Annotated in this window: 22 protein-coding genes; 3 read left to right on the top strand and 19 right to left on the bottom strand. The window is 70.4% G+C overall.

The genetic code is table 11. The features are described from left to right. Positions 1-38: 38 nt before the first annotated feature. Positions 39-917, bottom strand: a complete 879-nt coding sequence (locus tag ACF07B_RS39445) for a hypothetical protein (protein ID WP_392182468.1) — start codon at positions 915-917, stop codon at positions 39-41. Positions 918-1,084: 167 nt separating this feature from the next. Between ACF07B_RS39445 and ACF07B_RS39440 the strand changes: the two genes are divergently transcribed. From ACF07B_RS39440 to ACF07B_RS39430, 3 genes are read left to right on the top strand one after another with little or no spacing between them, the layout of a single operon-like run. After that, the gene (locus ACF07B_RS39440; protein ID WP_326790143.1) at positions 1,085-1,324 is read left to right on the top strand and encodes a hypothetical protein; all 240 of its coding nucleotides are present in this window, start codon (positions 1,085-1,087) and stop codon (positions 1,322-1,324) included. Beyond that, positions 1,324-1,701, top strand: coding sequence for a fic family toxin-antitoxin system, toxin component (locus ACF07B_RS39435; RefSeq protein WP_369480216.1), 378 nt, complete (start codon positions 1,324-1,326; stop codon positions 1,699-1,701). The genes ACF07B_RS39440 and ACF07B_RS39435 overlap by 1 nt, the downstream gene beginning before the upstream one ends. 34 nt (positions 1,702-1,735) lie before the next feature. Next, positions 1,736-3,442 carry an FG-GAP and VCBS repeat-containing protein gene (locus ACF07B_RS39430; protein WP_392182467.1) on the top strand — a complete coding sequence of 569 codons (1,707 nt, stop codon included), beginning with the start codon at positions 1,736-1,738 and terminating at the stop codon, positions 3,440-3,442. Positions 3,443-3,575: 133 nt separating this feature from the next. Here the strand turns inward: ACF07B_RS39430 and ACF07B_RS39425 are convergent, their stop codons facing one another. From ACF07B_RS39425 to ACF07B_RS39340, 18 genes are all read right to left on the bottom strand, one after another. Further along, complete coding sequence (locus tag ACF07B_RS39425) at positions 3,576-5,297, bottom strand: acyl-CoA dehydrogenase family protein (RefSeq protein ID WP_392182466.1); 1,722 nt, start codon at positions 5,295-5,297, stop codon at positions 3,576-3,578. Between the two features lie 66 nt (positions 5,298-5,363). Beyond that, positions 5,364-5,969 carry a PadR family transcriptional regulator gene (locus ACF07B_RS39420; RefSeq protein WP_392182465.1) on the bottom strand — a complete coding sequence of 202 codons (606 nt, stop codon included), beginning with the start codon at positions 5,967-5,969 and terminating at the stop codon, positions 5,364-5,366. A 254-nt stretch (positions 5,970-6,223) separates the two neighbouring features. Next, a complete protein-coding gene (locus tag ACF07B_RS39415; RefSeq protein ID WP_392182464.1) occupies positions 6,224-6,535 on the bottom strand; it encodes a DUF3040 domain-containing protein in 312 nt (103 codons plus the stop codon). 81 nt (positions 6,536-6,616) lie between these two features. Next, entirely contained in the window at positions 6,617-7,093 is a 477-nt protein-coding gene (locus tag ACF07B_RS39410) for an Asp23/Gls24 family envelope stress response protein (RefSeq protein WP_392182463.1), read from the bottom strand. Positions 7,094-7,316: 223 nt separating this feature from the next. Further along, positions 7,317-8,999 (bottom strand): ABC transporter family substrate-binding protein, encoded by a 1,683-nt coding sequence (locus ACF07B_RS39405; RefSeq protein ID WP_392182462.1) that lies wholly within the window; start codon positions 8,997-8,999, stop codon positions 7,317-7,319. A 113-nt stretch (positions 9,000-9,112) separates the two neighbouring features. Then, positions 9,113-11,197 (bottom strand): dipeptide ABC transporter ATP-binding protein, encoded by a 2,085-nt coding sequence (locus ACF07B_RS39400; RefSeq protein WP_392182461.1) that lies wholly within the window; start codon positions 11,195-11,197, stop codon positions 9,113-9,115. Then, the gene (locus ACF07B_RS39395) at positions 11,194-12,150 is read right to left on the bottom strand and encodes an ABC transporter permease (protein ID WP_392182460.1); all 957 of its coding nucleotides are present in this window, start codon (positions 12,148-12,150) and stop codon (positions 11,194-11,196) included. Before ACF07B_RS39395 ends, ACF07B_RS39400 begins: the two co-directional genes overlap by 4 nt. A 1-nt stretch (position 12,151) precedes the next feature. Continuing rightward, positions 12,152-13,135: an ABC transporter permease gene (locus ACF07B_RS39390; protein WP_392182459.1), complete on the bottom strand. Its 984-nt coding sequence runs from the start codon at positions 13,133-13,135 to the stop codon at positions 12,152-12,154. Positions 13,136-13,407: 272 nt separating this feature from the next. After that, the gene (locus ACF07B_RS39385) at positions 13,408-16,209 is read right to left on the bottom strand and encodes a fumarate reductase/succinate dehydrogenase flavoprotein subunit (RefSeq protein ID WP_392182458.1); all 2,802 of its coding nucleotides are present in this window, start codon (positions 16,207-16,209) and stop codon (positions 13,408-13,410) included. Between the two features lie 11 nt (positions 16,210-16,220). Continuing rightward, positions 16,221-16,988: an ABC transporter ATP-binding protein gene (locus ACF07B_RS39380; RefSeq protein ID WP_392182457.1), complete on the bottom strand. Its 768-nt coding sequence runs from the start codon at positions 16,986-16,988 to the stop codon at positions 16,221-16,223. Then, positions 16,972-17,889, bottom strand: a complete 918-nt coding sequence (locus ACF07B_RS39375; RefSeq protein ID WP_392182456.1) for an ABC transporter permease — start codon at positions 17,887-17,889, stop codon at positions 16,972-16,974. The genes ACF07B_RS39380 and ACF07B_RS39375 overlap by 17 nt, the downstream gene beginning before the upstream one ends. After that, complete coding sequence (locus ACF07B_RS39370) at positions 17,886-19,229, bottom strand: ABC transporter substrate-binding protein (RefSeq protein ID WP_392182455.1); 1,344 nt, start codon at positions 19,227-19,229, stop codon at positions 17,886-17,888. The genes ACF07B_RS39375 and ACF07B_RS39370 overlap by 4 nt, the downstream gene beginning before the upstream one ends. Positions 19,230-19,255: 26 nt before the next feature. Next, on the bottom strand, positions 19,256-19,483 hold the full coding sequence (locus ACF07B_RS39365) for a ferredoxin family protein (protein WP_351693958.1): 228 nt from the start codon (positions 19,481-19,483) through the stop codon (positions 19,256-19,258). Between the two features lie 40 nt (positions 19,484-19,523). Next, on the bottom strand, positions 19,524-20,312 hold the full coding sequence (locus tag ACF07B_RS39360; protein WP_392182454.1) for a GntR family transcriptional regulator: 789 nt from the start codon (positions 20,310-20,312) through the stop codon (positions 19,524-19,526). Between the two features lie 175 nt (positions 20,313-20,487). Then, a complete protein-coding gene (locus tag ACF07B_RS39355) occupies positions 20,488-20,757 on the bottom strand; it encodes a DUF4190 domain-containing protein (RefSeq protein ID WP_392182453.1) in 270 nt (89 codons plus the stop codon). After that, a complete protein-coding gene (locus tag ACF07B_RS39350; RefSeq protein ID WP_392182452.1) occupies positions 20,754-20,948 on the bottom strand; it encodes a hypothetical protein in 195 nt (64 codons plus the stop codon). Before ACF07B_RS39350 ends, ACF07B_RS39355 begins: the two co-directional genes overlap by 4 nt. A gap of 330 nt (positions 20,949-21,278) precedes the next feature. Then, complete coding sequence (locus ACF07B_RS39345; protein WP_369480200.1) at positions 21,279-21,737, bottom strand: Rrf2 family transcriptional regulator; 459 nt, start codon at positions 21,735-21,737, stop codon at positions 21,279-21,281. 47 nt (positions 21,738-21,784) lie between these two features. Next, on the bottom strand, positions 21,785-23,044 hold the full coding sequence (locus tag ACF07B_RS39340; protein WP_392182451.1) for an acyl-CoA dehydrogenase family protein: 1,260 nt from the start codon (positions 23,042-23,044) through the stop codon (positions 21,785-21,787). Positions 23,045-23,758 lie beyond the last annotated feature (714 nt).

Here is a 23,758-nt window from a genome sequence, read left to right as displayed (position 1 = left end):
CGCCCTCGATCGAGGGCGGCCCCTGCTTCACCCGAACGTCACTGTGTGGGCCGGGCGGCCTGCCGGTGCGGAGGAACGGGCCTGCCGGTGAAGGCGTCGAGGAGGATGCGGTCGCCGACCGGGCGGCGCAGCCTCACCGTCACCTTCTTGGCGAGCGACTGGCTGGTGCACGGTCCGTCGGAGGTGCCACGGATCGAGGCCGAGAGCACCACGCTGCCCTCGGTCTCGAGCACATCGACGGCCGGGCCGTCGTCGCACGCTCCGTGCTTGGCGAGCACGGTGAGCGTCCGGCCGTCCTGCGCGACGGTGTTCAGCCCGTGGAGCGGTACCAGTTCGTCCGTCTCCTGCTGTACGGCCCCGATCGGGGGGCGGGGCAGTTTCGGGGGGGTGACCGCGATGTGTTTGAGCGGGGTGTCGTAGCCCTTGACCGTGAAGAGCCAGGCGGGCACGGTCGCTTTTCCCCTGCTGGTCAGTACCGTCATGTCGCCGAGCCGGGCACCGGTCACGGTGAGTGCCGGGCCGGGGCTCTCGCCGCGGTCCAGCTTGTCGTAGGCCGCTCGCGCCGAGGTGAGGGGGAGGGTGAGGGCTTCGCCGTCGGTCCACCGGATCCTCCCCGGCTTCTTCGGAGCGTCGGGGAGGGGGGTGCGCAGGTCGAAGTTCCGGGTGGCGTACGCGCGTTTGTCGGCGTCGTTGTGAAAGGCGCCGTCCGGCAGCTGAACGGCGTCGCCGAGCAGGTAGTAGTCCCGCTGCCACGCGCGCGCCACCTCGGAACCCTCCCAGGCGGCGGCGACGCGGCGGGCGCGCTCGGCGGTGTCGTCGTCGCGGACGTGCCCACCGCCGGGCGCACTCAGGTCGCCGCATCCGACGACTGTGGCGGCGGCCAGGCCGAGGGTTACGAGTAGTTTGTAGGACCGCATGATGCCCCCATGGAAAGACGGTCGAACGGAGCCGGATCCGGTTCCGCACCTGTGACGCCCAGGGCATGCCGGACGTTCGGCTTCCCGCGTGAGCCGTGCATTTGCCGTCATCGCCGGGATGTCCCCATTCCCCTCCCTCGGCTGGTAACGACTGTTACCATGTCGGTATGGCCAAGACACAGCTGGGCGCGCGTGTGGACGAGGACGTCGCGGACCTCGCGAAGAAGCGAGCCGCCGACCTGGGGCTGAGTATCGGGGACTACCTCGCCAGGCTCGTGCAGGACGACACCAGCGGCCTCCGGGCCCGCGCGGTGGACGCGGCCGCCCGCTTCCTCACCGAACACCAGAGCGTGTTCGACGAGGCCGAACAGGCCCAGCAGACGGCTCGGGGAGCGCACGCGGCCTGATGGATCTGCACATCGACGTTCCCTGGATCCTTCAGGTCGCCGAGGCCGCCGGAGCCGACGATCCGGCCCCGGACGACTACGGCGTCCCCGCCTCGGCGGTCGCTCGCCACCGCGCCGAGCTGTTCGAGCAACCCGTCTACGAAGGCCCGTACGCCAAAGCCGCCGCCCTGGTGCACACCCTGGGCCGGTGCCGCTGGCTGGAGCGCTCCAATCTCGCCGTCGCCGCGGCCAGTGGCGTCATGTACCTCGAAGCCGCCGGGATCGGCGTCAAGCCCGTACGCGAGGACGCCGTCGCCCTCCGGGACCTGCTCCTCGACCCCACCTGCACCGCCGCGAGGATCGCCGCCCTGCTGCGCACCTGGCCCACCACCACCTGACGCCCACAGACTAGGCGCTGCTTTGCCCTCACCGATGAACTCACGTCGAACCACACGCGCCCGGGTCTTGGCGCTGACCATAGCGGTCGGCCTGCCCATGACGGCGTGCACGAGTGCCGACCCCGCTGAACCCGGGCGCAGCGCCAAGAGAACGGTGTACGGCCCCCCTCCGGCCAGTTGGTGTGCGAACGGCACGCCGAGCGCCTCGTCCGGTGCCGGCAAGCTCCACCGTGGAGCGCTCCATGACGACTTCAACGGCGACGGCTACTCCGATGTCGCTTTTCCCGCTCCGCGCGGCGACCTCAGCCGGAGCAAAGCCCGTCGAAAGCCCGGGTATGTGGCCGTCGTGTACGGCTCGTCCCACGGTCTGCGGATCTCGTCCAAGCAGATCTTCGACCAGGACAGGCCCGGCGTGCCGGGGGTCGGCGAACCGGGTGACTACTACGGCATTTCCGTGACCACCGCGGACCTCGACCAGGACGGGTACGCGGACCTGATCGTCGGGTCCCGCGAGAACAGTCACGACGAAGCGTACGGAATCGGTGGAGTGGATGACGGGAAACCCCGCCAGTATTACTGGCAGGGATCCCTCTCGGTCGTCTGGGGAGGCCGGCACGGGCTGTCCGGCTCGGTCACGCTGCCCAGCCGCGCCGCCTCCCACGACGGGGTCGGTTCGCTCACCGTGGCGGGGGACTTCGACGGCGACGGTGCGCCGGATGTGGCGACCCAGGCCCGGGGCGGCGACCTGCGCGTCCTGTCCGGTCCGTTCGGGCCGGACGGCACGCCGGCCGGCGGCGTGCACGACGTGAAGGGCCCGCGCAAGGCCGGGATGAGGGACCTGGCCACCGGGGACGTGAACGGCGACGGCATCACCGACCTGGTCTCCGTGGGTGAGACGGAGACCGGGAGCACGCGTCGAGGCGACGTCGTGTACTGGAAGGGCACCCCTGACGGCCTCACCGCAGGCGTCGCCCTGAGCGGTATCCACGGCCCTCAGGATGCCGGTCATGCGGTGGCCGTCGGGGATGTGAACGGCGACGGCTACGCCGACATCGTCACCAACGCCTTCTTCGCGTTCGTCTCCGTCGACAGCGGCGTCGGCGGCAGCGGGATGGAGGAACCGGAATACGCCAGGAAGTACCGTCTGCCGCACCTCAAGAGCGGGGCGGTCGTCTATCTGCCGGGTGGCAGGAGCGGCCCCGACGTCGAGAAGATGACGATGCTCAACCAGGACAGTCCTGGAATACCCGGCGTCGCCCACGAGGATTCCGGAGCCGACGAGGAGGGCGGGACCGACTACTTCGGCGCCGGCGTCTCGGTGGGCGACATCGACGGTGACGGGTACGCGGATGTGTCCGCCGGAATACCGCAGAAGGACGTCGGCGGCACGGACGGCGCGGGCAGTGTCGTCACGATGCGGGGAACCGCGCACGGCCTGACCGGAGAGGACGCGCAGCTCCTCACCCAGGACACCCGGGGTGTGCCCGGCACCGCTCAGGACGCCGACGTGTTCGGGACGGCGACCAAGATCGTGGACATCGACGCCGACGGCCATGCCGACCTGCTCGCCGGAGGTGAAGTCGCTCCGGACGGCACCCCGCACGGCGCTCGCGGCGGGGTCTGGGTGTTTCCGTCGACGGCGTGCGGGGTGACCCCGAAGGGCTCGGTCGTCATCGGGCCCAGCACCCTCGGTGCCCCCAGACAGTTCCACTCCGCGCTGGGTGCGGACTTCAACTCCTGACCGCCCATCTGCCTCCAGGCACCAGGCGCCGTTGAAGGCCGGGCGCTCAGGTCGGTTTCGCTTGTCCTCGGGGCGTGTGCAACTGGCGCTGTGCAGGCGCCAGTTGCACACGGGCGACGTCGTGGCAGCGCGGCTACAGCGACATCTCGTACGACCCCGACAGCGCCTCGACGAGCTGCCAGACGTGTGCCGAACGGCCCTCGTCCACGACCGGACGCCGGACCGTGCCGAGGGCCCAGCCCTGCTGCCGCTCGGTGGCGGAGTCCTTGCCGTGCAGTTCGACGCAGTGTCCGGAGAAGTCGCGGACCAGAACGGAGAACAACTCGTCGAGCACCGACTCGTCCAGGTCCGTCAGGCGCGCCTGCTCCAGGATGAGCTGTCCGTGCACCACCAGCGCGAACAACTGCCCCACGGAGAGGAGGAAGTCGAGGTCGCGGCCCTGCGCCTCGTCGGGGGCCATCGTGGTGACGAACTCGCACAGGGCGTCGGCCTGCTCGCGGAAGCGGGCGACGTTCGGGACCTCGGCGTACGCGTCGTAGGCGGCGCGCCAGTCGTGGAAGCGAACGGAACCCAGGCCGCGTGCCGGTCCCTGACGGAAGAGGAAGTCGTCGTCGGCCGCGTCGAGGCGGGTCGGCACGGCGGGCACGTCGATCGGGTCCAGCAGGTGGTTGCGCATGAACTTGAGGATCAGCGCGAGGTTGACGTGGACCGTGCCTTCCAGCTTGGGCAGGCCCCGGATCTCGATGGCGGCCTGCGAGAAGTAGTTGTCCTTCTCGAAGCCCTTGGCGGCGATGACGTCCCACATCAGGTCGATGACCTTCTCGCCCTCCGTGGTCACCTTCATCTTCGTCATCGGGTTGAAGAGAAGGTAACGGCGGTCCTCGGGACCGGCGGAGCGGAAGTAGTCGACGGCGCGGTCACTGAACAGCTTCATGCCGACGAGACGGACGTACGCCTCGGCCAACTCCCGGCGGACATGCGGGAAAGCGGTGACGGGACGGCCGTAGAGGATCCGGTTGCTCGCGTGGGTGACGGCCTCGTACATCGCGTGCTCGCAGATGCCGATCGAGGCGGTACAGAGGTTGAACTTGCCGACGTTGACGGTGTTGAGGGCGGCGTCGAAGGCGGCGCGGCCGGTGTGCAGGACGTCCTCGGGGGCGACCGGGTAGTCCTCCAGACGGAACTCGCTGACGAACTTGGAGGAGTCGACGACGTTCTTCACCAGGTGGTACGCCGGGTGGCGGCTGTCGGCCGCGAAGAAGACGTATCCGTCCGGGCCGTCGACGTCGGTGCGACGGCCGAACACGGAGACGAGGCCGGCGGCGTTGCCGTTGCCGATGTAGTACTTGGAGCCGCCGGCCCGGAAGCCGCCGTCGGCCTGGGGCTCCAGCAGCATGTCGGTGGAGTAGATGTCGGCGCCGTGGGCCTTCTCGGACAGACCGAAGGCGAAGACCTCGCCCTCGGACAGGAGGTCCGCGGCACGCGTGCGGGCCGTGGCGTTGTCGCTCTGCCAGACCGGGCCGAGACCGAGGATGGTCACCTGCCAGGCGTACCAGTAGTCGAGACCGTAGAACCCGAGGATCTCGTTCAGGGCGGCGATCCGGGCGGTGTCCCAGCGCTGGTCCTCGTCCGTGGCGGCGGAGGCCGGGGTGAGGAAGGTGGCGAACAGGCGCTCCTTCGCGGCGAAGGCGAGGAAGTCACCGAGCCAGGCGCGGGTGCGGTAGTCCTCGATCAGGCGGCGCTTGCCGCGCTCCTCGAACCAGTCGACGGTGGCGCGCAGCAGCCTGCGGGTCTCGGGGTCGAAGTGCGTCGGGTCGTAGGTGTGCGGATTGAACAGCGAGGGAGTGGTGGTCACAGGGTTTCGCCTTCCGAGGGATGAGGGTCGGAGATTGCCGTACGGGGACGGAAGCGGTGGGGCGGTTCAGGCCGACGGCCGCGGAGGGCCGCCCCGCGGGTCGCCGCCCGTGTCGTCGGCGGTCGTGCCGAGGGTGTGAAGCGTGGCGAGGACGTCGTCGAGCCAGGCGATCGTCATCCGCTCGTAGGCGATGCCACCGCGCAGCACGACGTGCTGGAGTTGCTGACCGGTGTCGAGCGGGGCGGGGGCGTCAGGCCCGGTGAAGTCGCGCAGCTCTCCGGTGAGGTAGCGCGCGAGTCGGTCGCTGTGGATCCGGTGGTGCCGCTCCACCTCGTCGACGAGCGCCGCCGGGTCGTCGAAGGCGGCGCCGCGGATCTTCACCGCCAGTTCGTGGCGGATGCTCTCCGGTTCGATCGGCTCGTGCAGCCACTGGGAGAGGGCGGCCCGGCCGGGGTCGGCGACCGAGTAGACCTTCTTGTCCGGACGACCCTGCTGCGGAACCTCCCGGACGGCGAGGACGCCCTCGCCCTCCATGCGCTTGAGCACGCGGTAGATCTGCTGGTGCGTGGCGGTCCAGAAGTAGCCGATGGAGCGTTCGAACCGCCGGGCCAGCTCATAGCCGGACCCCGGCTTTTCCAGCAGGGAGACGAGGATCGCGTGTTCGAGCGCCATACCGCACAGCTTTCTATGCAACTCGTTGCATAGACAAGCGCAGCCGCCCTTGTGAGACACGGCTCACCCGGGCAGCCGCACACACCGTGGCGCCCAGCGCGGCGATCACGGCGGCGTTGTCTGCATTCGACAGGAATTGGCCGGCTGAGCGGGCAGGGCAACGTCGGCGCCAACGACGAGAACGGAGCCCCCGTCCGGGACTGTTGACGTACCGTCCGGGCGTCCCGTGCCCGCCGCGGAGGCCGCGGGACGGATCAGAACCACGGAGTGAAAGGGCCCGTGGTCCTGATCCAGCGGCTCAGCAGTCTGACGATCTGCAGCATGGTCAGCGGCCACAGAACCGCGAAGCACCAGAGAAATGCGGCGTCCGACGTACAGACGCCGACCACCGCGAGGACCACCGAGCACGTGAACATCAACGCGACCGCGATGGGCAGCCGGCGCCCGCCGGAGGGGCGGCGCGGCGCCGGCGCGTGCTCCTGCCTCAGCCCCTCCTCGATCTCCGCCAGCACGGCACGTTCGCGCGCCGTGAGACGGACACCGTCCGCGTGATCCCTTTCGTCCACGGCGACGCACCTCCTGAGCGTTCTTCCACGGCTGCCGGTGGATGCGAGGATGCGAACCTCCGGCGGCGCCGCGACGGCGGGTCACGTCACACGAGGGCCGTCCTGCGGTTCCTCGTCCGGCTCGTCCGGCAGCCGCACGTCCCCGACGGCGACGTTCACCTCGACGACCTCCAGGCCGGTCATGCGCTCGACGGCGGTGATCACGGCGACGCGCATGTCCGAGATCACGTCCATGATCGGATACCCGTACTCGACGACGACGTCGAGATCCACCGCGGTCTGCCGTTCGCCGACCTCGACGCTCACCCCGCGGGTCTGACCGGGGCGCCCGGTGGGCACCCGGTCTCGGACGGACCCGAGGGCCCGGGTCATGCCGGTGCCGAGGCCGTGGATGCCGGGCACATCGCGTGCGGACGCCGCCGCGATCTTGGCCACCACGCCGTCGGCGATGGTGGTCCGTCCCTTGCCGCCCGGATCACCGGTGCCGGAGCGCCGGATCCCCGTGGCATCGCCCGTTTCGTTCTTGGTGGTCGCGGAGCGGGTGGTCAGGTCCGTCATCAGGACCTCCTCGGTCTTCCGTGCGGACACCTCGCGTGACACTCAAGGGGGACGGCCCTTGTCCTTCAGTCATCGTCACACGAATGGAGCAATTCGTGCGATCCGGGGTGAATGCCGCAACATCCGACCCGGGTCACTGTCACACCGCTCGCGTCGCGTGGGCCCGTACGTCAGCGTCCGCTGGACGGGACGGGAATCCCCGGCCTCGCGGCCGGGGACGATGTCACTTCTGCCAGCCGACCGTTTCGGGGAGCGGGTTGTAGAAGATGGTCGCGCCGACGTTGGCGAGGCCCTTCTTCACGGCGTACGTCGAGGGGCCGCTGAAGAGCGGGAGGAAGGCGTACTGCTGGAGCGCCTTCCGCTCGACCTTGTTGGCGGCCGCGGCCTGCTGGTCCAGGTCGGCGATGGTCGTGGTGGCGCGGACCTCCTCGTCGAGTGCGGCCGAACCCGCGCCCGTGATGTTGGAGGCGCGGTCCGAGCAGTAGAAGTCGCACAGGTAGCGGGCGCCGAACGGGTCCATGGAGCGGTTGCCCGAGAGGAACAGATCGAACTTGCGGTCGCTGAGGATGCTGGAGAACTCCGCCTCGTCGGCCTTCTTGATGACCAGCCGGATGCCGACCGGCTTCAGCATGGCGGCGAAGGCGCCGGCGGTGGCCTTGTCCAGCGGGTCGTCGCCGAGGAGGGTGTAGCCCACTTCGAGCTTCGTGCCGTTCTTCGCCCGGACGCCGTCGCCTCCGGGCTTCCAGCCGGCGGCGTCGAGTGCCTTCTTGGCCTCGTCGGGCGCGTACTTCAGTACGGCCGAGACGTTGTCCTCGTAGCCCTTCTGGAAGCTGTACAGCACGGCCGAACCGGGCAGCGGTTCCTTGTAGTCGAGGCCCTGGAACTGGATCTTCGCGATCTGCGAGCGGTCGATGCTCTCCTCCACGGCCTTGCGCACGTCCTTGTCGGCGAGGACGGGAGACTTCGTGTTGAAGTACAGCGAGTACTCGAAGGGGCTTCCGCCGCTGCGGATCTCCGTGCCCTTGAGCCCCTTGACCTGCTTCAGGCTCTCGGCGTCGACGGCCGAGACATAGTCGAGCTGGCCGTTCTTGAAGGCGTTGACCGCGGCGGTCGATTCCAGGTTCACGTAGACGCGCTGGTCGAGCCTGCCCTTCTTGCCCCACCACTTCGGATTGCGGATGAAGGTGATGTTGCCCGAGTGGGTGTCCCACCGGCCGACGGTGTACGGACCCGCGCCCCACTCCGGGTGAGCCTTCTTGACGTACGCCTTGTTGAAGTTGCCGACCGTGGCGGCCTTGGGATGCAGGAAGGTCGTGAACAGGCTCGACCAGGAGGCGTTGACGCCCTCGAAGGTGATGACCGCCTGCTTGGCGTTCGTGCCCTTCTCCACCGAGGTGATCCGGTCGTAGCCGTCCGTGGACGAGGCGGCGTACGCCTTGTCGGAACCGTTGTTGGCCTTCCACGTCGACTTGATCGCGGTCCAGTCGATCGGCGTGCCGTCGTTGAAGACGGCCTGGGGATTGATCGTCAGCGTCACCTTCTGGTTGCCGCCCTCGACGGACACCTTCACGTCGCTGTAGTAGTCCGGGTTGTACTGAACCTCGCCGGTCGGCGTGTAGGTGATCGCGTCGGCGTTGTACCAGGCCCAGACGCGAGCGGCCGTCAGTGTCGCATTGACGTTGAACGGGTTGCCCTGGTCGTCGAAGGTCCCGACCGTGGTGTAGGTGCCGCCGTCCTTGATCCTGTCGTACGGCGTGGGGTTGTAGTCGGCGCCGGCCGACGCGGCGGACGGGGCATCCTTCGCGTCAGGCCCCGCGGAATCCTTCCCGGAAGAGGACTGGCACGCGGTGGCGGCGACGGAAACGGCGGCGATGAGGGCGACGGGCAGGGCCAGTCGTGAGCGCATGGGGGGTGGATCCTTCTGGTCGGTGGTGGAGGTGGACGGGAACCCGGAGGTCGATGCCGGGCGCCCGGGTTCGGGAGAGTGCGGGTGGTCCTCGACGCGGCCCGGGCAGATGCTCAGACGCCGTGGCAGGCGTACAGATGGCCGGGCTGCCCGGTCACGGGGGTCGGCACAGGGCGTTCCTGGCGACAGCGGCGGCGGACGTCGTCATCGGAGCGGCGGTACAGCGGGCAGCGGTCGACGAAGACACAGCCCGCGGGCAGTCGCGCGGCGCTCGGCTGCTCGCCCTCCAGCACGACACGTTCGCGGGTGCGTTCCCGCAGCGGATCGGGCCTCGGGACGGCCGACAACAGCGCCCGGGTGTACGGGTGCTTCGGCTCGGTGAAGATCGTCTCGGTGTCGCCGGTCTCGACGATGTGCCCCAGGTACATCACCGCGATGCGGTCGGAGATGTAGCGGACCACGGCCAGATCGTGGGCGACCACGAGGTAGGCGAGCCCGAGTTCACGCTTGAGCCGTGCCAGCAGGTTGATCACCCCGGCCTGGACCGACACGTCCAGGGCGGACAGCGGCTCGTCGAGGGCCAGGAGCCTGGGCTCGGTCGCCAGGGCGCGTGCGATTCCGACCCGCTGGCGCTGACCGCCGGACAGGGCGGCCGGGAACCGGTCGCTCACGGCGTCGTCCAGACCGACGAGCCCGAGCAGTTCGCGCACACGGGAGCGGATCGACGCGCGGTCCCGTCCGATCGCCCGCAGGGGCTCGGCGAGCAGTTCGAAGACGGGCAGGCGCGGATCCAGGGCCCCCAGCGGATCCTGCATGACGATCTGGACGTCCTGCCTCAGCTCCCGTACCAGTGAGCGTGATCCGGCCGTCCCCACCTCGGTGCCGGCGATCTCGATCCGGCCGCCCTCGGGCTGCCTGAGCCGGAGGATCTCCATCAGCGTCGTGGTCTTTCCGCTGCCGGACTCACCCACCAGGCCCAGGGTCTCCCCGGCACGCAGTTCGAAGCTGACTCCGTTGACGGCGCGCAGGGTGCCGGTCCGGCGCTTGAGGAGCGCGCCCTTGGTGACCGGAAACGTCTTGACGAGCTCCTCGACCCGAAGCACCGTCTCGCCGGCCTCGGGCCGACCGGAAGCCGCCTCCCCGGCGACCGGCACGACATCGCCGCGCGGATCGAGAGATCCGTCGGCGATCTCCGTGGCACGCAGACAGGCCACCTGCCCGTGGCCGCCGACCTGGCTCAATTCGGGTTCGCCGGAGTGGCACGCGTCGAGGGCGACGGCGCACCGGCTCGCGAAGGCGCAGCCGTCCGGGAGGCCCACCAGGGCGGGTGGCTCTCCGCCGATCGGCACGAGCGGCCGCCGGACCCCGCCGTCCACGGTCGGCACCGCGGCGAGCAGCCGCGCGGTGTACGGCATCGTCGGCCGGCGGAAGAGTTCCTCGACGCCCGCCCGTTCCACGAAGCGCCCCGCGTACATCACGGCGACGTCGTCCGCGTGCCCGGCCACGACCCCGAGGTCGTGCGTGATGAGGACGAGACCGGCGCCGGTCTCCTGCTGCGCCCGTCGCAGCACGTCGAGGATCTGGGCCTGCACGGTGACGTCGAGCGCGGTGGTGGGCTCGTCCGCCACGAGTACGGACGGTCTGTTGGCGATGGCCAGGGCGATGACCACGCGCTGGCGCATGCCGCCGGAGAACTCGTGCGGGAAGGCTGTGGCCCGGTTCCGCGGGTCGGGGATGCCGACGAGATCGAGCAGTTCGACGGCTTGCTCCCAGGCAGCCCGCTTGGTCAGGTTCTGGTGGACCCGCAGGGCGTCGGAGAGCAGTCTGCCCACGGAGAAGATCGGTGTGAGCGCGGACAGCGGGTCCTGGAAGATCATGCCGATGGACTTGCCCCGTACCCGGGAGAGCGCCCGGTCATCGAGACCGATCAGGTTCTGTCCGCCGAGCAGCACCTCGCCGCGCAGCGAAGCGGAGGGCGGCAGCAGGCCCGTGATTCCCATGGCCGTGGCCGACTTGCCCGAGCCGGACTCGCCGACGATGCAGAGGGTACGGCCTGGCAGCAGGTCGAAGCTGACTCCGCGTACCGCCTCGACGGTGCCGGCCTCGGAGGGGAAGGAGATCCGCAGATCGTGCACGGACAGCACGGGCGCGGTCCCGGCGGGAGGCACCGCATCGAGCAGAGGGGTCGCGAGGGTCATCGTCGGCCTCCTGCCGAGCCGGTCACCGACGTGGGGTCGAGGGCGTCGCGCAGCCCGTCGCCGATGAAGGTCATCGACACCGTGAGCAGGACGACAAGACCCGCGGGGAAGGCGAAGAGCCAGGGCGCGCTCGTGACGCTGCTCGCCCCGTCCGCGAGCATCGTGCCGAGGGAGACGTCCGGGGTCTGGACGCCGAACCCGAGGAACGACAGGGCGGTTTCGCTGAGCACGGTCGCGACGACACCGAGGGTGAGGTTGACGATGAGCAAAGAGCCGAGGTTGGGGATGATGTGGCGCAGGACGATGCGCAGTGGGCTGACGCCCATGAACTCGGCCGCCGTCACGTAGTCCCGCTCGCGCAGCGAGGTCGAGACGGACCAGATCACCCGTGCGGTGGACATCCAGCCGAAGACGGTCAGCACGACGATGAGGACGCGCCAGTCGCCGGCCAGGCGGTGGGAGACCAGGGCCAGGATGAGGAACGAGGGGACGATCAGCAGGAAGTGGATGACGGCGAGTGTCACCCGCTCGACCCGGCCTCCGAAGTACGCGGCGCCGGAGCCGATCACCGCCGCGACGACGACGGTCAGCACGGACACGCTCACGGCGATGACCAGGGAACGCTGGAGGCCGTGCAGCGCACTGGCGTAGATGTCGTTGCCGCCCTGGTTGGTGCCGAACCAGTGCGCGGCGCTGGGAGGTTGGGTGAGCGCGGTGAAGTCGGCGTCGGTGAAGGCGTAGGACGTGAACAGACCGCCGACGGCCGCGAACAGCACCAGCAGCACGAAGATCGCCACACCGGCGACGGCGAGCCGGTTGCGCAGGAACCGTCGCAGATAGAGCCGGCCGAGGCCGAGGTTCGTCGTCCGGCGCGCGGAGTGAACCGTGTCCCGGACGGGTTCGGTTGCCGTCGTGCCACGGTCGGCGGCATCGGCCGTCGCTTCGGTGGCCATGTCAGCTCACCCTCACGCGCGGGTCGAGGAAGACCGTGGCGATGTCCGCCAGGATCGCGCCGACCGCGGTCAGGGCCGCGGCGAAGGCGGCCGTCGCGACGGTTCCGTGCACGTCGTTCTTGCTGATGGTCTGGATGAAGTAGCGGCCCATGCCGTTCCAGCCGAAGACCGTCTCGGTGATGACGGCACCGGTGAAGATGGCGGGGACGCTGAACGCCACGGAGGCCGCCGTCGGAATGAGCGCGGACCTCAGGGCGTGTCTGCGGACCGCCTGGGCGCGGGTGAGCCCCGTTGCCTGAGCCGTGCGGACGAAGTCGGCGTTGATCGTGTCCAGCAGCAGCGAACGCTGCGTCAGGTGGTAGCCCACGTAACCCATCAGTGTCAGTGTCAGCGTGGGCAGGACCAGGTGCAGGAGGCGGTCGCCGATGGTCGGGAGCAGCCCCTCGACGTCGGGTGAGTTCTCTCCGGCGACGTAGAGGAAGTGCAGTCCGGCGTGCTGGTTCAGCCAGATCGCGACGAAGACCACGGCGAGCGCGGCGACGGATGCCGGAACGTTGAACACCGCGATGGACACGGCCTGCGAGACCCGGTCGGCCCAGCCGTACTGCCGTGAGGCCGTGTACACACCGAGCGCGACGCCGATCACGACGGACAGGACGGTCGCGATGACGACCAACTCCGCACTGACGAGGGACCGGTAGCCCACCTCCTCGTTGACGGAGACCCCGGTGGGCGACCTGCCCCAGTCGAAGTGGAGGGCCACCGAGGTGAACCAGTCCCACCACCGGTGTACGAGCGGTACCCGCGGGTCGAGGTTGTACGGCGCGAGGGCCCGGTCGATCTGTGCTTCGCTGCGGACGGGCCGCAGCTCCTTGAAGTTCGACCGTGGGTCCAGAAACCAACTGGCCAGAAAATACGTGGCGTTGGTCGCGACCACGATCATCAGGAGCCAGCCGAGCGCCTTGCGCGTCACATGGCGCATCATGTGCGGCACCTCCTCACCACAGGAGAGGGGTGTGCCTCGGGCACGCGAGAGGGGCAGGACGAAGGCATGCGTGGGGGGAACTTTCTGGGGGGAAGAGGGCGTGAAGAACGAACGAGCGTCAGCTTGGTCCGTACTTCGCGGCGCACACCAGGCTGTTGGCCGTCCTGCCATGAGGCCGACATGTTGCCGTAGCAGACGATCCGGAATACCGGCCAATTCGGATGATCTTGGTGCGGTGCGGAGTGGACGCCCTCCCACCCTCCCCGGTGTGCTCAGTGGACCTCGTCGAGCCACACCGCTCGCGTCGCGTAGGCCCGTACGTCCGCGTCCGAGTCCGTCGTCGCCGTGGCCAGGGCCGCGCGGGCGTCCTCGGTGGCACGGTGGAGGGTCAGCGCGAGTACGGCCGCCTTGCGTACGTCGGCGTTCGGGTCGGCGAGAGCCCTGACCAGGGCGGGGACGGCCGTCGCGGGGTCCGCGGCCGACAGGGCCTTGGCGGAGCCGGCCCGGACCTGCCAGGCGGTGTCGGACAGGGCGGCCACGGCGAGGGCGTCCAGGGGCGCCGGGCAGCCGGTGGCCGCCAGCGCCTCGTAGGCGGCCGCTCGCACCAGGGCGTCCGGGTCGGCGACGAGCTCGGCCAGGACCGCGCGTGCCCGGGTCGGCCCGGAACCCGTCGGCGGCGTGTCGCCGAGCCGTCCGGCGGCGCCGGTGCCCAGCGCCCTGGCGATCGTGACGCGGACCTCGCGGGACGGGTCCCCGGCCGCACGGGCGACCTCGTCGGTGGCGTCGACCGACACGAGCGCCCGTACGGCCTCGATGCGGACGGCGATGCTGGAGTCGGACAGGGACCCCCTGAACAGTTCGGCGTCACCGAGGCGAAGGGCGCGCAGAACGTCGAGTGCCGCGGCGCGCACGACGGAGTCGTCCGCGGAGAGGGCGAAGGCGAGCCCCTCCCGCAGGGCTCCTTCGGCCGGCAGCGTCTCGACGAGTTCGCGCAGTGAGCCCGCCGCGGCCTCGCGCACGCCCGCGTCGGCGTCGACGAGCGCGGCGGCGAGGGCCGGTCCGGTGCCCGGCGGCACGGTTTCCGTCAGAACGGTGACGGCGGTCCTGCGGACGACGGGGTCGGAGTCGGTCAAGTAGGTTGCGACGGAAGCCAGTTCGGGTTCCTCCTCCGCGAGCGAGAGGAGCTGGAGCAGGCGAGGCGTGGCAGGTGCCCCGGTGGTGGCACCGTGGGGGAGGGCCGTGCCGGTCGGTGTGGTCTCGGGTCCCCTCGCCACCGGCGCCGCTTCCCGGGTCCCGGCCGTTGCCACCTGCTCCGGGTGCACCTCACCGAGGTGACGGGAAGGACCGCCGACCGGGCTGAAGCCGTCGACCGGTACCGCGTACGGAGCCACCGGACGGGCCGTGAACTCCATCGTCCCGGAAGGGGACTTGTACAGATCCAGGTGGTGGAACCAGGACGCGTCGTCGCGCCGAGGGTGGTCGAGGCGGTCGTGGTAGAGGCCCCAGCGGGACTCCGTACGGGCCAGGGATGCCCGCGCCGCCATCTCCGCGCAGTCGCGGATGAAGGTGACCTCGGCGCAGCGCATCAGCTCGTGCGGGGTACGGGCGCCCATCGAGGCGATGTCGGCCCGCATCCGCTCGAACGCCTCCAGGGCGAGGGACAGCCGGGCACCGGACTTCGGCGGGGCCACGTAGTCGTTCACGAAGCGGCGCAGTTTGTACTCGACCTGCGGCTGCGGGGGGCCGTCCGGGTTGCGCAGGGGCCGGTAGACCAGTTCGTGGGCCTCGCGCAGTTGCCCGGACGGCAACTCGCCTTCGTACGCCGTGTACTGGGCGGCGTCCGCACCCGCCAGGTCGCCGAACACGAACGCGCCGATCATGTAGTTGTGCGGTACGCAGGCCAGGTCACCGGCGGCGTACAGGCGCGGGACGGTCGTGCGGGCATGGTCGTCCACCCGTACCCCCGAGGCCGAATGGCCGCCGCACAGACCGATTTCGGAGATGTGCATCTCGACGTCGTGCGTACGGTAGTCGTGGCCGCGGCCGGAGTGGAACGTGCCCCGCGTCGGGCGCTCGGTCGAGTGCAGGATGGTCTCCAGGGCCGCGACCGACTCCTCCGGGAGGTGGCTCAGTTTCAAGTACACCGGGCCACGGTCGGACGCCACCTCGGCGGCGAACTCGGCCATCATCTGCCCGGACCAGTAGTCGGAGTCGACGAAGCGCTCTCCGTGCCGGTTGACCTGGTAGCCGCCGAAGGGATTGGCCACGTAGGCGCAGGCCGGACCGTTGTAGTCCTTGATCAGGGGGTTGATCTGGAAGCATTCGATACCGGTGAGTTCGGCGCCCGCGTGATACGCCATGGCGTAGCCGTCGCCCGCGTTGGTCGGGTTCTCGTACGTGCCGTACAGGTACCCGGAGGCGGGCAGACCGAGGCGGCCGCAGGCGCCGGTCGCCAGGATCACGGCGCCCGCGCGGACGGTGACGAACCGCCCCGTTCGGGTGTTGAACCCGGCCGCCCCCACGGCCTTGCCGCCCGCTGTCAGCACACGCACCGGCATCACCCGGTTCTCGATGCGGATCCGTTCCCGCATCTCCCGCCGCCGCAACTGCCGGTAGAGGACCTTCTTGACGTCCTTGCCCTCCGGCATCGGCAGCACGTAGGAACCGGAGCGGTGCACCTGGCGGACCGCGTACTCGCCGTGTTCGTCCTTCTCGAACTTCACCCCGTACGACTCCAGGCGCCGCACCATCGCGAAGCCGCGGGTGGCGGTCTGGCGGACGGTGGACTGGTCGACGATGCCGTCGTTGGCACGGGTGATCTCGGCGACGTAGTCGTCGGGCTCCGCGCGGCCCGGGACGACCGCGTTGTTCACGCCGTCCATGCCCATCGCGAGCGCGCCGGAGTGGCGGACGTGGGCCTTCTCCAACAGGAGGACGTCCGCGCCGTGTTCGGCGGCCGTCAGCGCCGCCATGGTGCCGGCGGTGCCGCCCCCGATGACGAGGACGTCGCAGCTCAGCTCCTCGGCGTCGCCGAGGGCGGGAATCTCCAGGAGGGTGTTCACGGAGGTGGTCACCGAAGTGCCTTTCAGGTACCGAGCGAGGAGAGGACTTCGCGTCGCAGCGCCACGCGCGCCGGGTCGTCGTGCGCGGCGCGCTCGCGGGGGCGCGGCACGTCGTGCAGCGCGGCGAGCCGGCCGGAGCCGAGCAGGGCCACGCGGTCGCCGAGGAACAGGGCCTCGTCGACGTCATGGGTCACGAACACGACGGTCGCGCCCGTCCCCCGCAACACCTCCACCAGCAGATCCTGCATGCCGGCGCGGGTCTGGGCGTCGAGGGCGCCGAAGGGTTCGTCCATGAGGACCGCGCGCGGCGCCGGCGCCAGGGCGCGGGCCAGTTGCGCGCGCTGGCGCTGGCCGCCGGACACCCGGTGGGGCAACTGCCCCGACTGCTCGGCGAGTCCGACCCGGGCGAGCCAGGAATCGGCCTGGGCACGGCGCTCGGAGTGCGGCAACCCCTGGATGGCGAGGGGCAGTTCGACGTTCGCGCGCAGGGTCCGCCAGGGCAGCAGGGCGTCCTCCTGGAAGATCAGGGCGCGGTCGGCGGAGGGGCTCGTCAGGGGGTGCCCGTCCTGGGTGACCTCTCCGGTGAGGGGAGACAGCAGTCCGGCGAGCGTGCGCAGCAGCGTCGACTTGCCGCAGCCGGAGGGGCCGACGACCGTGAGGATCCCGCCCGGGACGACGTCGAGGTCCACCCCGTGCAGCACGGGCGCGCCCGGGCGGCCGAGGGCGGCGTCGCGCAGGGCGAGGGCCGCCCCGGTGCGCGACGGGGAACGGACGTCAGACGAGCTGGTCATGGGGCACGTCCTTCTCGGTCCTGGGCACAGCCCGTACGGGGACGGTGGCGCCGCGCGCCCGCCGCGGCACCCGCGCGCCGGGCACGTACGACGTACGCGGCAGCCAGTGGGTCAGGCGACGGCCCAGGACCTCCACGGCCGTCGACGTGATCCAGCCGAGGACGCCGATCGTGACCATCCCCACGAACACGCCGGGATAGTTGACGATCGTGTAGTCCTGCCAGGTGCGGTATCCGACGCCGTACTGGCCGGAGATCATCTCGGCGGAGATGACACAGATCCACGAGACGCCGAGGCCGACCGACAGGCCGCCGAACACGCCGGGCAGCGCGCCCGGCAGGACGACCGAGCCGAGCACGCGCAGCCGTCCGGCGCCCATCGTGCGCACCGCCTCCTCCCACACCGGGGTCAGCGCCCGCACGGCGTGCCGGGTCGAGACGAGTACCGGGAAGAAGGCGGCGGTGAAGGTGATGAAGACGATGCCCTGTTCGTTGGAGGGGAACAGGAGGATCGCCACCGGGACCAGGGCGATGGCCGGGATGGGCCGGACGACTTCGAACAGCGGGCCGAGCAGGTCCTCGGCGAGGCGGGAGCGGGCCACGAGCACGCCCGTGGCCACGCCCAGGACGGCGGCGAGCAGGAAGCCGGTGAGGATGCGCGTGAGGCTGTCGGTGAGGTCCGTCCAGTAGTCGGGGCCGGACAGACGGTCGGCGAAGGCGCGCGCCACGTCGGCGACCGTCGGGAACTGTGAGAAGCGCAGCCACAGGTCGACGTCGAGGCCGGTCAGCAACTGCCAGACGCCGAGCGCGCCCGCCAGTGAACCGAGCCGCAGGGCGAACCGGCCCACCCGCCCCGGATATGGGGGCGTGAAGCGGGCGGCCTGTCGTCGGGCGCGGCTCATGACGCCCGCCGCAGTGCGTCGGCGTACGTGATGACACGGGCGCCGGTGTGCCCGGCCACGTACGCCTTCGCGGTCGCCGGTGCGACGAAGGGGAGCAGCCGGCCGCCGTCGGTCACCCAGACGGCCTTGTCGGCGAACCACAGGGTGCCGGTGGTGGCGTCGGGTACATAGGCGGCGCGGATCGAGGCCCTGTGTTCGGCGACATGACGCAGCAGTCGCGCCGGGGACGTGAAGGTACGGGTCCGCTGGGCGCCCTTGGGCCACACCTCGCCGGCGGTCGCCGCGGGCCTGGTGGCCAGGTGCTCGGCGTAGGTGGTTCCGAGGGCCTTCCTGACGTACTGGTCGTCGACGAAGGCGTCGACGTCCACGTCGCCGGTGAGCTTCGCGGCCTTGAGGATCTTCACGTCCTGCCTCAGGGCGGAGATGAGCCGCGGTTTGACCGCCGGGTCGAAGGTGGCGATGCCGTGGGCGCCGTTGTAGAGGTAGACGACCTCGGCGGGCAGTCCGGTGGCCTCGGCGACCTTTTCGGCGGCGGAGACGGGGTGGGCGTGCAGATAGTCCGTGGCCTCGGCCTGGGCCTTCAGGAAGGCACCCAGGACGGCGGGCCGCTTCTGGGCGAAGTCCTCGCGGGCGGTGACGCCGTGGAAGGTCGGCAGGTTGAGCTCGGCGCCGTCGTACAGGGCCTTCGCCTTGCCCTGGTAGGCGAGCAGGCCCGGCCAGGCGACGAACTGGGACAGCGCGTCCGCGCTGCCCGCGGAGAGGGCGGACGCTCCCACGGCGGGCTGCTGGTTGAGTTTCTGGATGCCCTTGTCGGGATCGATGCCGGCGCGTTGGAGGGCCCGTACGAGTGTGCCGTCGGCGGCCGAGCCGATGCTCGTCGAGACCTTCTTGCCCTTGAGGCCCGCGAGCGAGCCGATCGTGGAGTCGGGAGCCGTGACGATGGTGTTGAGGCCGCCGCGAAGGTTGTAGCCGGTGACCGATACGAGGCGCGTGGGGCGGTTGAGCTGCCTGCCCCGGGCGGCGTTGATGAGGAGGGGGAAGTCGCCCATCGAGCCGATGTCGATCTTGCCCGCGGTCATCTGGGCGGTGATGGGGGCGCCGGTGGCGTAGTCCTGCCAGTCGACCTTGTAGGTGTGGCCGTCGTGGAGGGCGTCGAGTTCCTTCTCGAAGGCGCCGAGCGAGCGCAGGAGGGTGCCCGCCGTGACGGTGTTGATGGTCTTGGACTGGTAGCCGACCGTGACGGTGACGGTGGAGCCGTCGCCTCCCGCCGCGGCGGTGCCGCCGCACGCCGTCAGGGGGAGGAGCAGGAGGAGGGTCGCGGCAACTGCTGTGCGTTTCATGGGAGTTCGAGACCTTTCGAGACCTGTCACCGGAGCAGGTAGGGCATGTTGACCGTGACGGCTCCGGTGGGACAGCGGGCCGCGCACGGGCCGCAGTACCAGCACTCGTCGACGTGCATGTACGCCTTGCCGTTGCTCTCGTCGATCGCGAGGGAGTCCAGCGGGCACATGTCCACACAGAGCGTGCAGCCGTCGATGCACTTCGACTGGTCGATGGTCACGGGCACGTCGGCCCGCTGGGGTGCCAAGGGCATGACTGTCTCCGGAAAGGTCGTGCGGAGGAAGGTGGTCGTGTCACTGAGAGCGGTGCAGGAGGCCGCTCATGGTGATGCGGTCGCCGCGGAAGCGGATGAACTCCAGGTCGACCGGGCGGCCGTCGGCGAGGTGCGTGAGCCGTTCCAGCATGAGGACGGCCGCGCCGCGCGGGGCTTCGAGCACGGCGGCTGAGTGCGCGTCCGCGGTGACCGCCTCCAGGGTGATCTCGGCGTGCCCCAGGGGCCGGCCGGTGATGGTCTCCAGGAGGCGGAAGACGTCGGTGTTCTCCAGATCGGCGCCGAGCAGGGCGGTGCCGATGTCGAGGGGGATGTAGGTGAGGTCGAGGGACAGCGGGAGGCTGGCCAGGCGGCGCAGGCGTTCGATGTAGAGGACGTCGGTGCCGGGCGGGACCCGGAGGCGTTCGGCGACCGGGGCCGGTGCCGGGGCGGGGCCCGCCGTACGGACCTCGTTGGTGACCCGGCCGTGCTCATGGAGGGTTTCGGCGAGGCCCATCAGGCGGTCGAGGCCATGACGGTACTTCCGGGCGACGACCACGGTGCCGACGCCCGGCTGGCGTTCGACGAGACCTTCGGCGCGCAGCAGGTCGAGGGCCTCGCGGACGGTGTTGCGAGAGGCGCGGTAGTCGCCGGCGAGGATCGACTCGTGAGGCAACGTGTCCGTGGGGGAGCCGCCGGTGAGGAGCTGGTGGCGGAGCAGATCGGCGAGCTGCCGGGCCCGGTCGGCGCGCAGCCGGCGCCGCGCACGGTGGGCGGCGACGGTGGTCGCGCCCTGGCCGGCGTGGTCTCGGACGCGGTCGGTGGGAGGCACGGATCGAACCCTACCGATCCGATCGGGAAAGCCGTGTTGCCGGAATGTTGCGCCACTTGGGGAGGGACCGGATGCGTGGCTGACCTGGGGTTTTCGGCGTGCGAGGGCCGGATGTGCCAGTGACCGGGGCCGTGGGAGCCCTCGCGCGCCGAGTGCGCCGCGCCGGCTCACGCCCTCAGATGTGCCAGGTCACGGTGTTGTCCGCGGCGGTGACCAAGGCCAGGACCACCAGGTCGGCGGCACCGAGCAGGATCCCGAGGTACGCGCGGTGTCGGTGCGTGGTGCCGCGGTGCAGCGCGAGCAGCCCGAGGACGATGGCGGTCGGTCCCAGGAACAGGTTGAAGACCAGAAGGCCGACCAGTCCGAGGATGAAGGACGCCGCGGCCAGGGTGTACGGGTCGCGGCGCGACGTCGTGCGTGCCGTGTCGGTCATGAGCGGGCTCACCGGGCCTCCTCGCCACGGTAGGAAACGTCCTGGCGTGCCGCGTCACCGTCAGGACGGTGTTTTCGCAGACCGTAGACGAGCAGCCAGCACCCGATGACGGCCGACGCGGCGAGCGTGACGGGCAGCGGCAGGTGCGCCGCGGCACCCACCACCACTCCGAGGAGCAGGAAAGCGGCGACGAGGAAGAGCATGTGTGTCCTTCCGGTTCGGGAGGTACGGGGCATCGCGGTCACGTGATCAACGGGGCCCGGGTGCCCTGGGGGTCATCCGGGAAACTCCGGCCGCTTCGCCGGCGGCGATGTCGGCCTGAACCGTGCGGACGGCCCGGCCGCTTCGGTCACGGAAGGGGCGATCCGGCCGAGCTGCGGAGAGGAATCGACGGCTCTGCCTCAGGGGGCGGCTGGGACTGCCGGACTCGCCGTGGAAGCTGAGCGGCCTCGTCGGCGCGGACGAGGGGACCCTGCTCGCGGACGGCCTCATCCACGCGGCCCGAGAGCGTCGGGGACCAGTGGGGCGCGGCGTCAGGGGTTTGCCCAGGCCCCGGGAGTGTCGGTCAACGCGCAGACATCAGGAGGGAGGTGGGCCGACGCGACGTCGGCGAGTGAGACGCCTTCGAGGATTTCGCGCACGTTGGACCGCAGGGCGATCCACAAGGGGAGCAGTGACTGGGCCGGGCCGGTGTAGGCGAGATCCGGGGGACGGACACCGCGCACCGAGACGAGTGGTCCGTCCACCGCGCGGATGACGTCGGCGATGCTGATGGCCTCGGCGGGCCTGGCCAGCCGGTAACCGCCGTTTCCGCCGCGCCGGCTGAGCACGAGACCGCCCCGGCGCATGTCGTTCAGGATGCCTTCGAGGAACTTGTGCGGAATGTCCTGCGCGTCGGCGATCGCCTCGGCCTTCACCGGCTCCTCGTCCTGCGTCGCGGCGAGCTGTAGTGCGGCACGTACCGCGTAGTCCGCCCGGGCTGAAATCCGCATGGGCGCATTATCCGGTACGGCTCGGGTCGGTTTCGACGCTCCCTCGTTCAGAGGGGCAGGACGAACGGAGGGTGCGCGCCGTTGAGGAAGTAGTCCCCGACGTCACGGAGCCGGGCACCGACGGGCTCGTGCAGGGTGAGGGTCCGCGCGTTGCGCCAGAAGCGGTCGAAGCCCAGCCGTGAGGACGTGGAGCGGGCGCCGACGACTTCGAGGGCACGGGTGGTGGACTCCTGTGCGGCCCTGGCCGCGGCGGCTTCGGCCATGGTCACGAGAACGGAGATCTCCGCGTACTCGTCGTAGCTCAGGGCCTCGCCGCGTGCCAGTCCCCCCAGGACGGCTCGCACCGCCTGCTCGTTGAGCGCCGAGGCGGAGCGGGTGAGGACGCTGAGTTCCCCGTGCAGCAGCAGCATCCGCGGGTCCGAGGGAGAGCCGACCGGCCAGCCGGGATGCCAGACCGAGTGGCCTGCCCGGCTGTATTCGCGTACTTCGGTGAGCACTCCCTCGGCGATGCCGAGAAGGAGCTGGACGGAGAGGAGACGTCCGACCGGCGAGGTGAAGGCCGTCGGAGGTGACAGGACGTCCTCGTCCGCGGACAGGGAGCCGAGCACGTTGCCGGCGGCGACCGGTACGGCGTCGAAATCCACGCTGCCGCCGGCCGCGAGCCGCTGGCCGAAGGTCTCCGAGTCGGCGTCGATCCGCACACCGGGATGGGCGGGATCGACGACGACGGCGAAGGGTTCGCCGGTGTCGGCCCGCTCGGCTCGTACGGCGAGGCGGTCGGCGACCAGTACCCCGGTGGCGTAGCTCTGCCGACCGTCCAGGACGTAGCCGCCGCCTTTTCTGGCCAGCCTGAGAGGCGGTTCCTGGCGGGCGAGACCACCAGCCCAGAGATAGGGCTTCTTCGTGGAGCGCTGGACGGTCTCGGTGGCGCGGGCGGAGGCGGCGAAGGCCAGCGCGCTCCACGACAAGAAGTAGTGACAGCCGAGCAGTTGACCGATCGCGGCGTCGGCGGCGGAGATCTCCCGGACGACGGCGTAGGCCGTCGTCCAGTCCGCGCCTCCTCCTCCGGCGCCGGCCGGTACGAGCAGCGTCAGCAGGCCCGTCTCGCACAGTCGCGAGACCTCGTCGAAGGGGGTTTTGCCCGCCTGCTCCCTGGTCACCGCGTCCGTGGCCAGGTCTTCCGCCGTCTCGCGGGCCGCCCGCAGCCAGTGTGCGTGGCCGGGTCCTGCCAGGTCGGGTCCGGCCAGGTCGGGTCCGGTCCGGTCGGCTTCGGCGGTGGGTTCCGGCGGCGCGGTGACAACGTCCATGATGACTGTTTCCTCAAAGTCGGGGGGCAAGGTGCCGTGTCGGGAAATCTCTTGCCGGTCGGGCACGCGCTGGGGGTCCACGCGCCGTCCGGTGACGATCCGGCGCCGGTGGGCACCGCCCGGGTTCGGCGTGCGCGGCATCGCCTGATCGCCCGGGCGGCAGAGGGGGTGGCGGCACGCGACGTGTCGGTGCCGCGCCCTAAGCGCTGCAACAGACGGCGCTGGCGACGCGACCGAAGTCGACGTGCCGACGGCGAACCAGTCGCTGCTGTGTGGGGGGCATGTACATCATCCTGCGCAGCCTCGGGACGTGCGGTCAATGATTTCCTAGTAAATCAATAGGAAATCAGGGGAGCGGTCCCACGGGTGGCGAGCTGACCCGACGGGTACCGGCCACGTCCGGTCGTCCGTCATGCGGACCGTAGTTGACGGGGAGCCAGACGCACTGCTCAATGAGTCGCATGAACGTCGAGCATCGCCTGGTCACCCGGGACCACATCGACTTCGGCCGGGTGTGGTCCGCCGCGTGTCGTCCCTGACGCGACAGCGGACCGTGTGAACGGCCCGTCCCCCCTTGGTGATCCCGTCGTGGGCCGACCTCTCCTTCGTGGCATCGTCACCCGCGTGCGCTGATCGCACGCCGAATCGGTGTACGGACGATCCCGCGAGGCCTGTCACGCGGCGCCGTCTTGCGGCCTGACCCGAGACGCGTGC

Origin of the sequence: Streptomyces sp. NPDC015532 (assembly GCF_043078065.1) — a bacterium.
Lineage (GTDB): Bacteria > Actinomycetota > Actinomycetes > Streptomycetales > Streptomycetaceae > Streptomyces.
The sequence above is the reverse complement of the archived record's forward strand: the minus strand, read 5'-3'. Positions and strand labels throughout refer to the sequence as shown.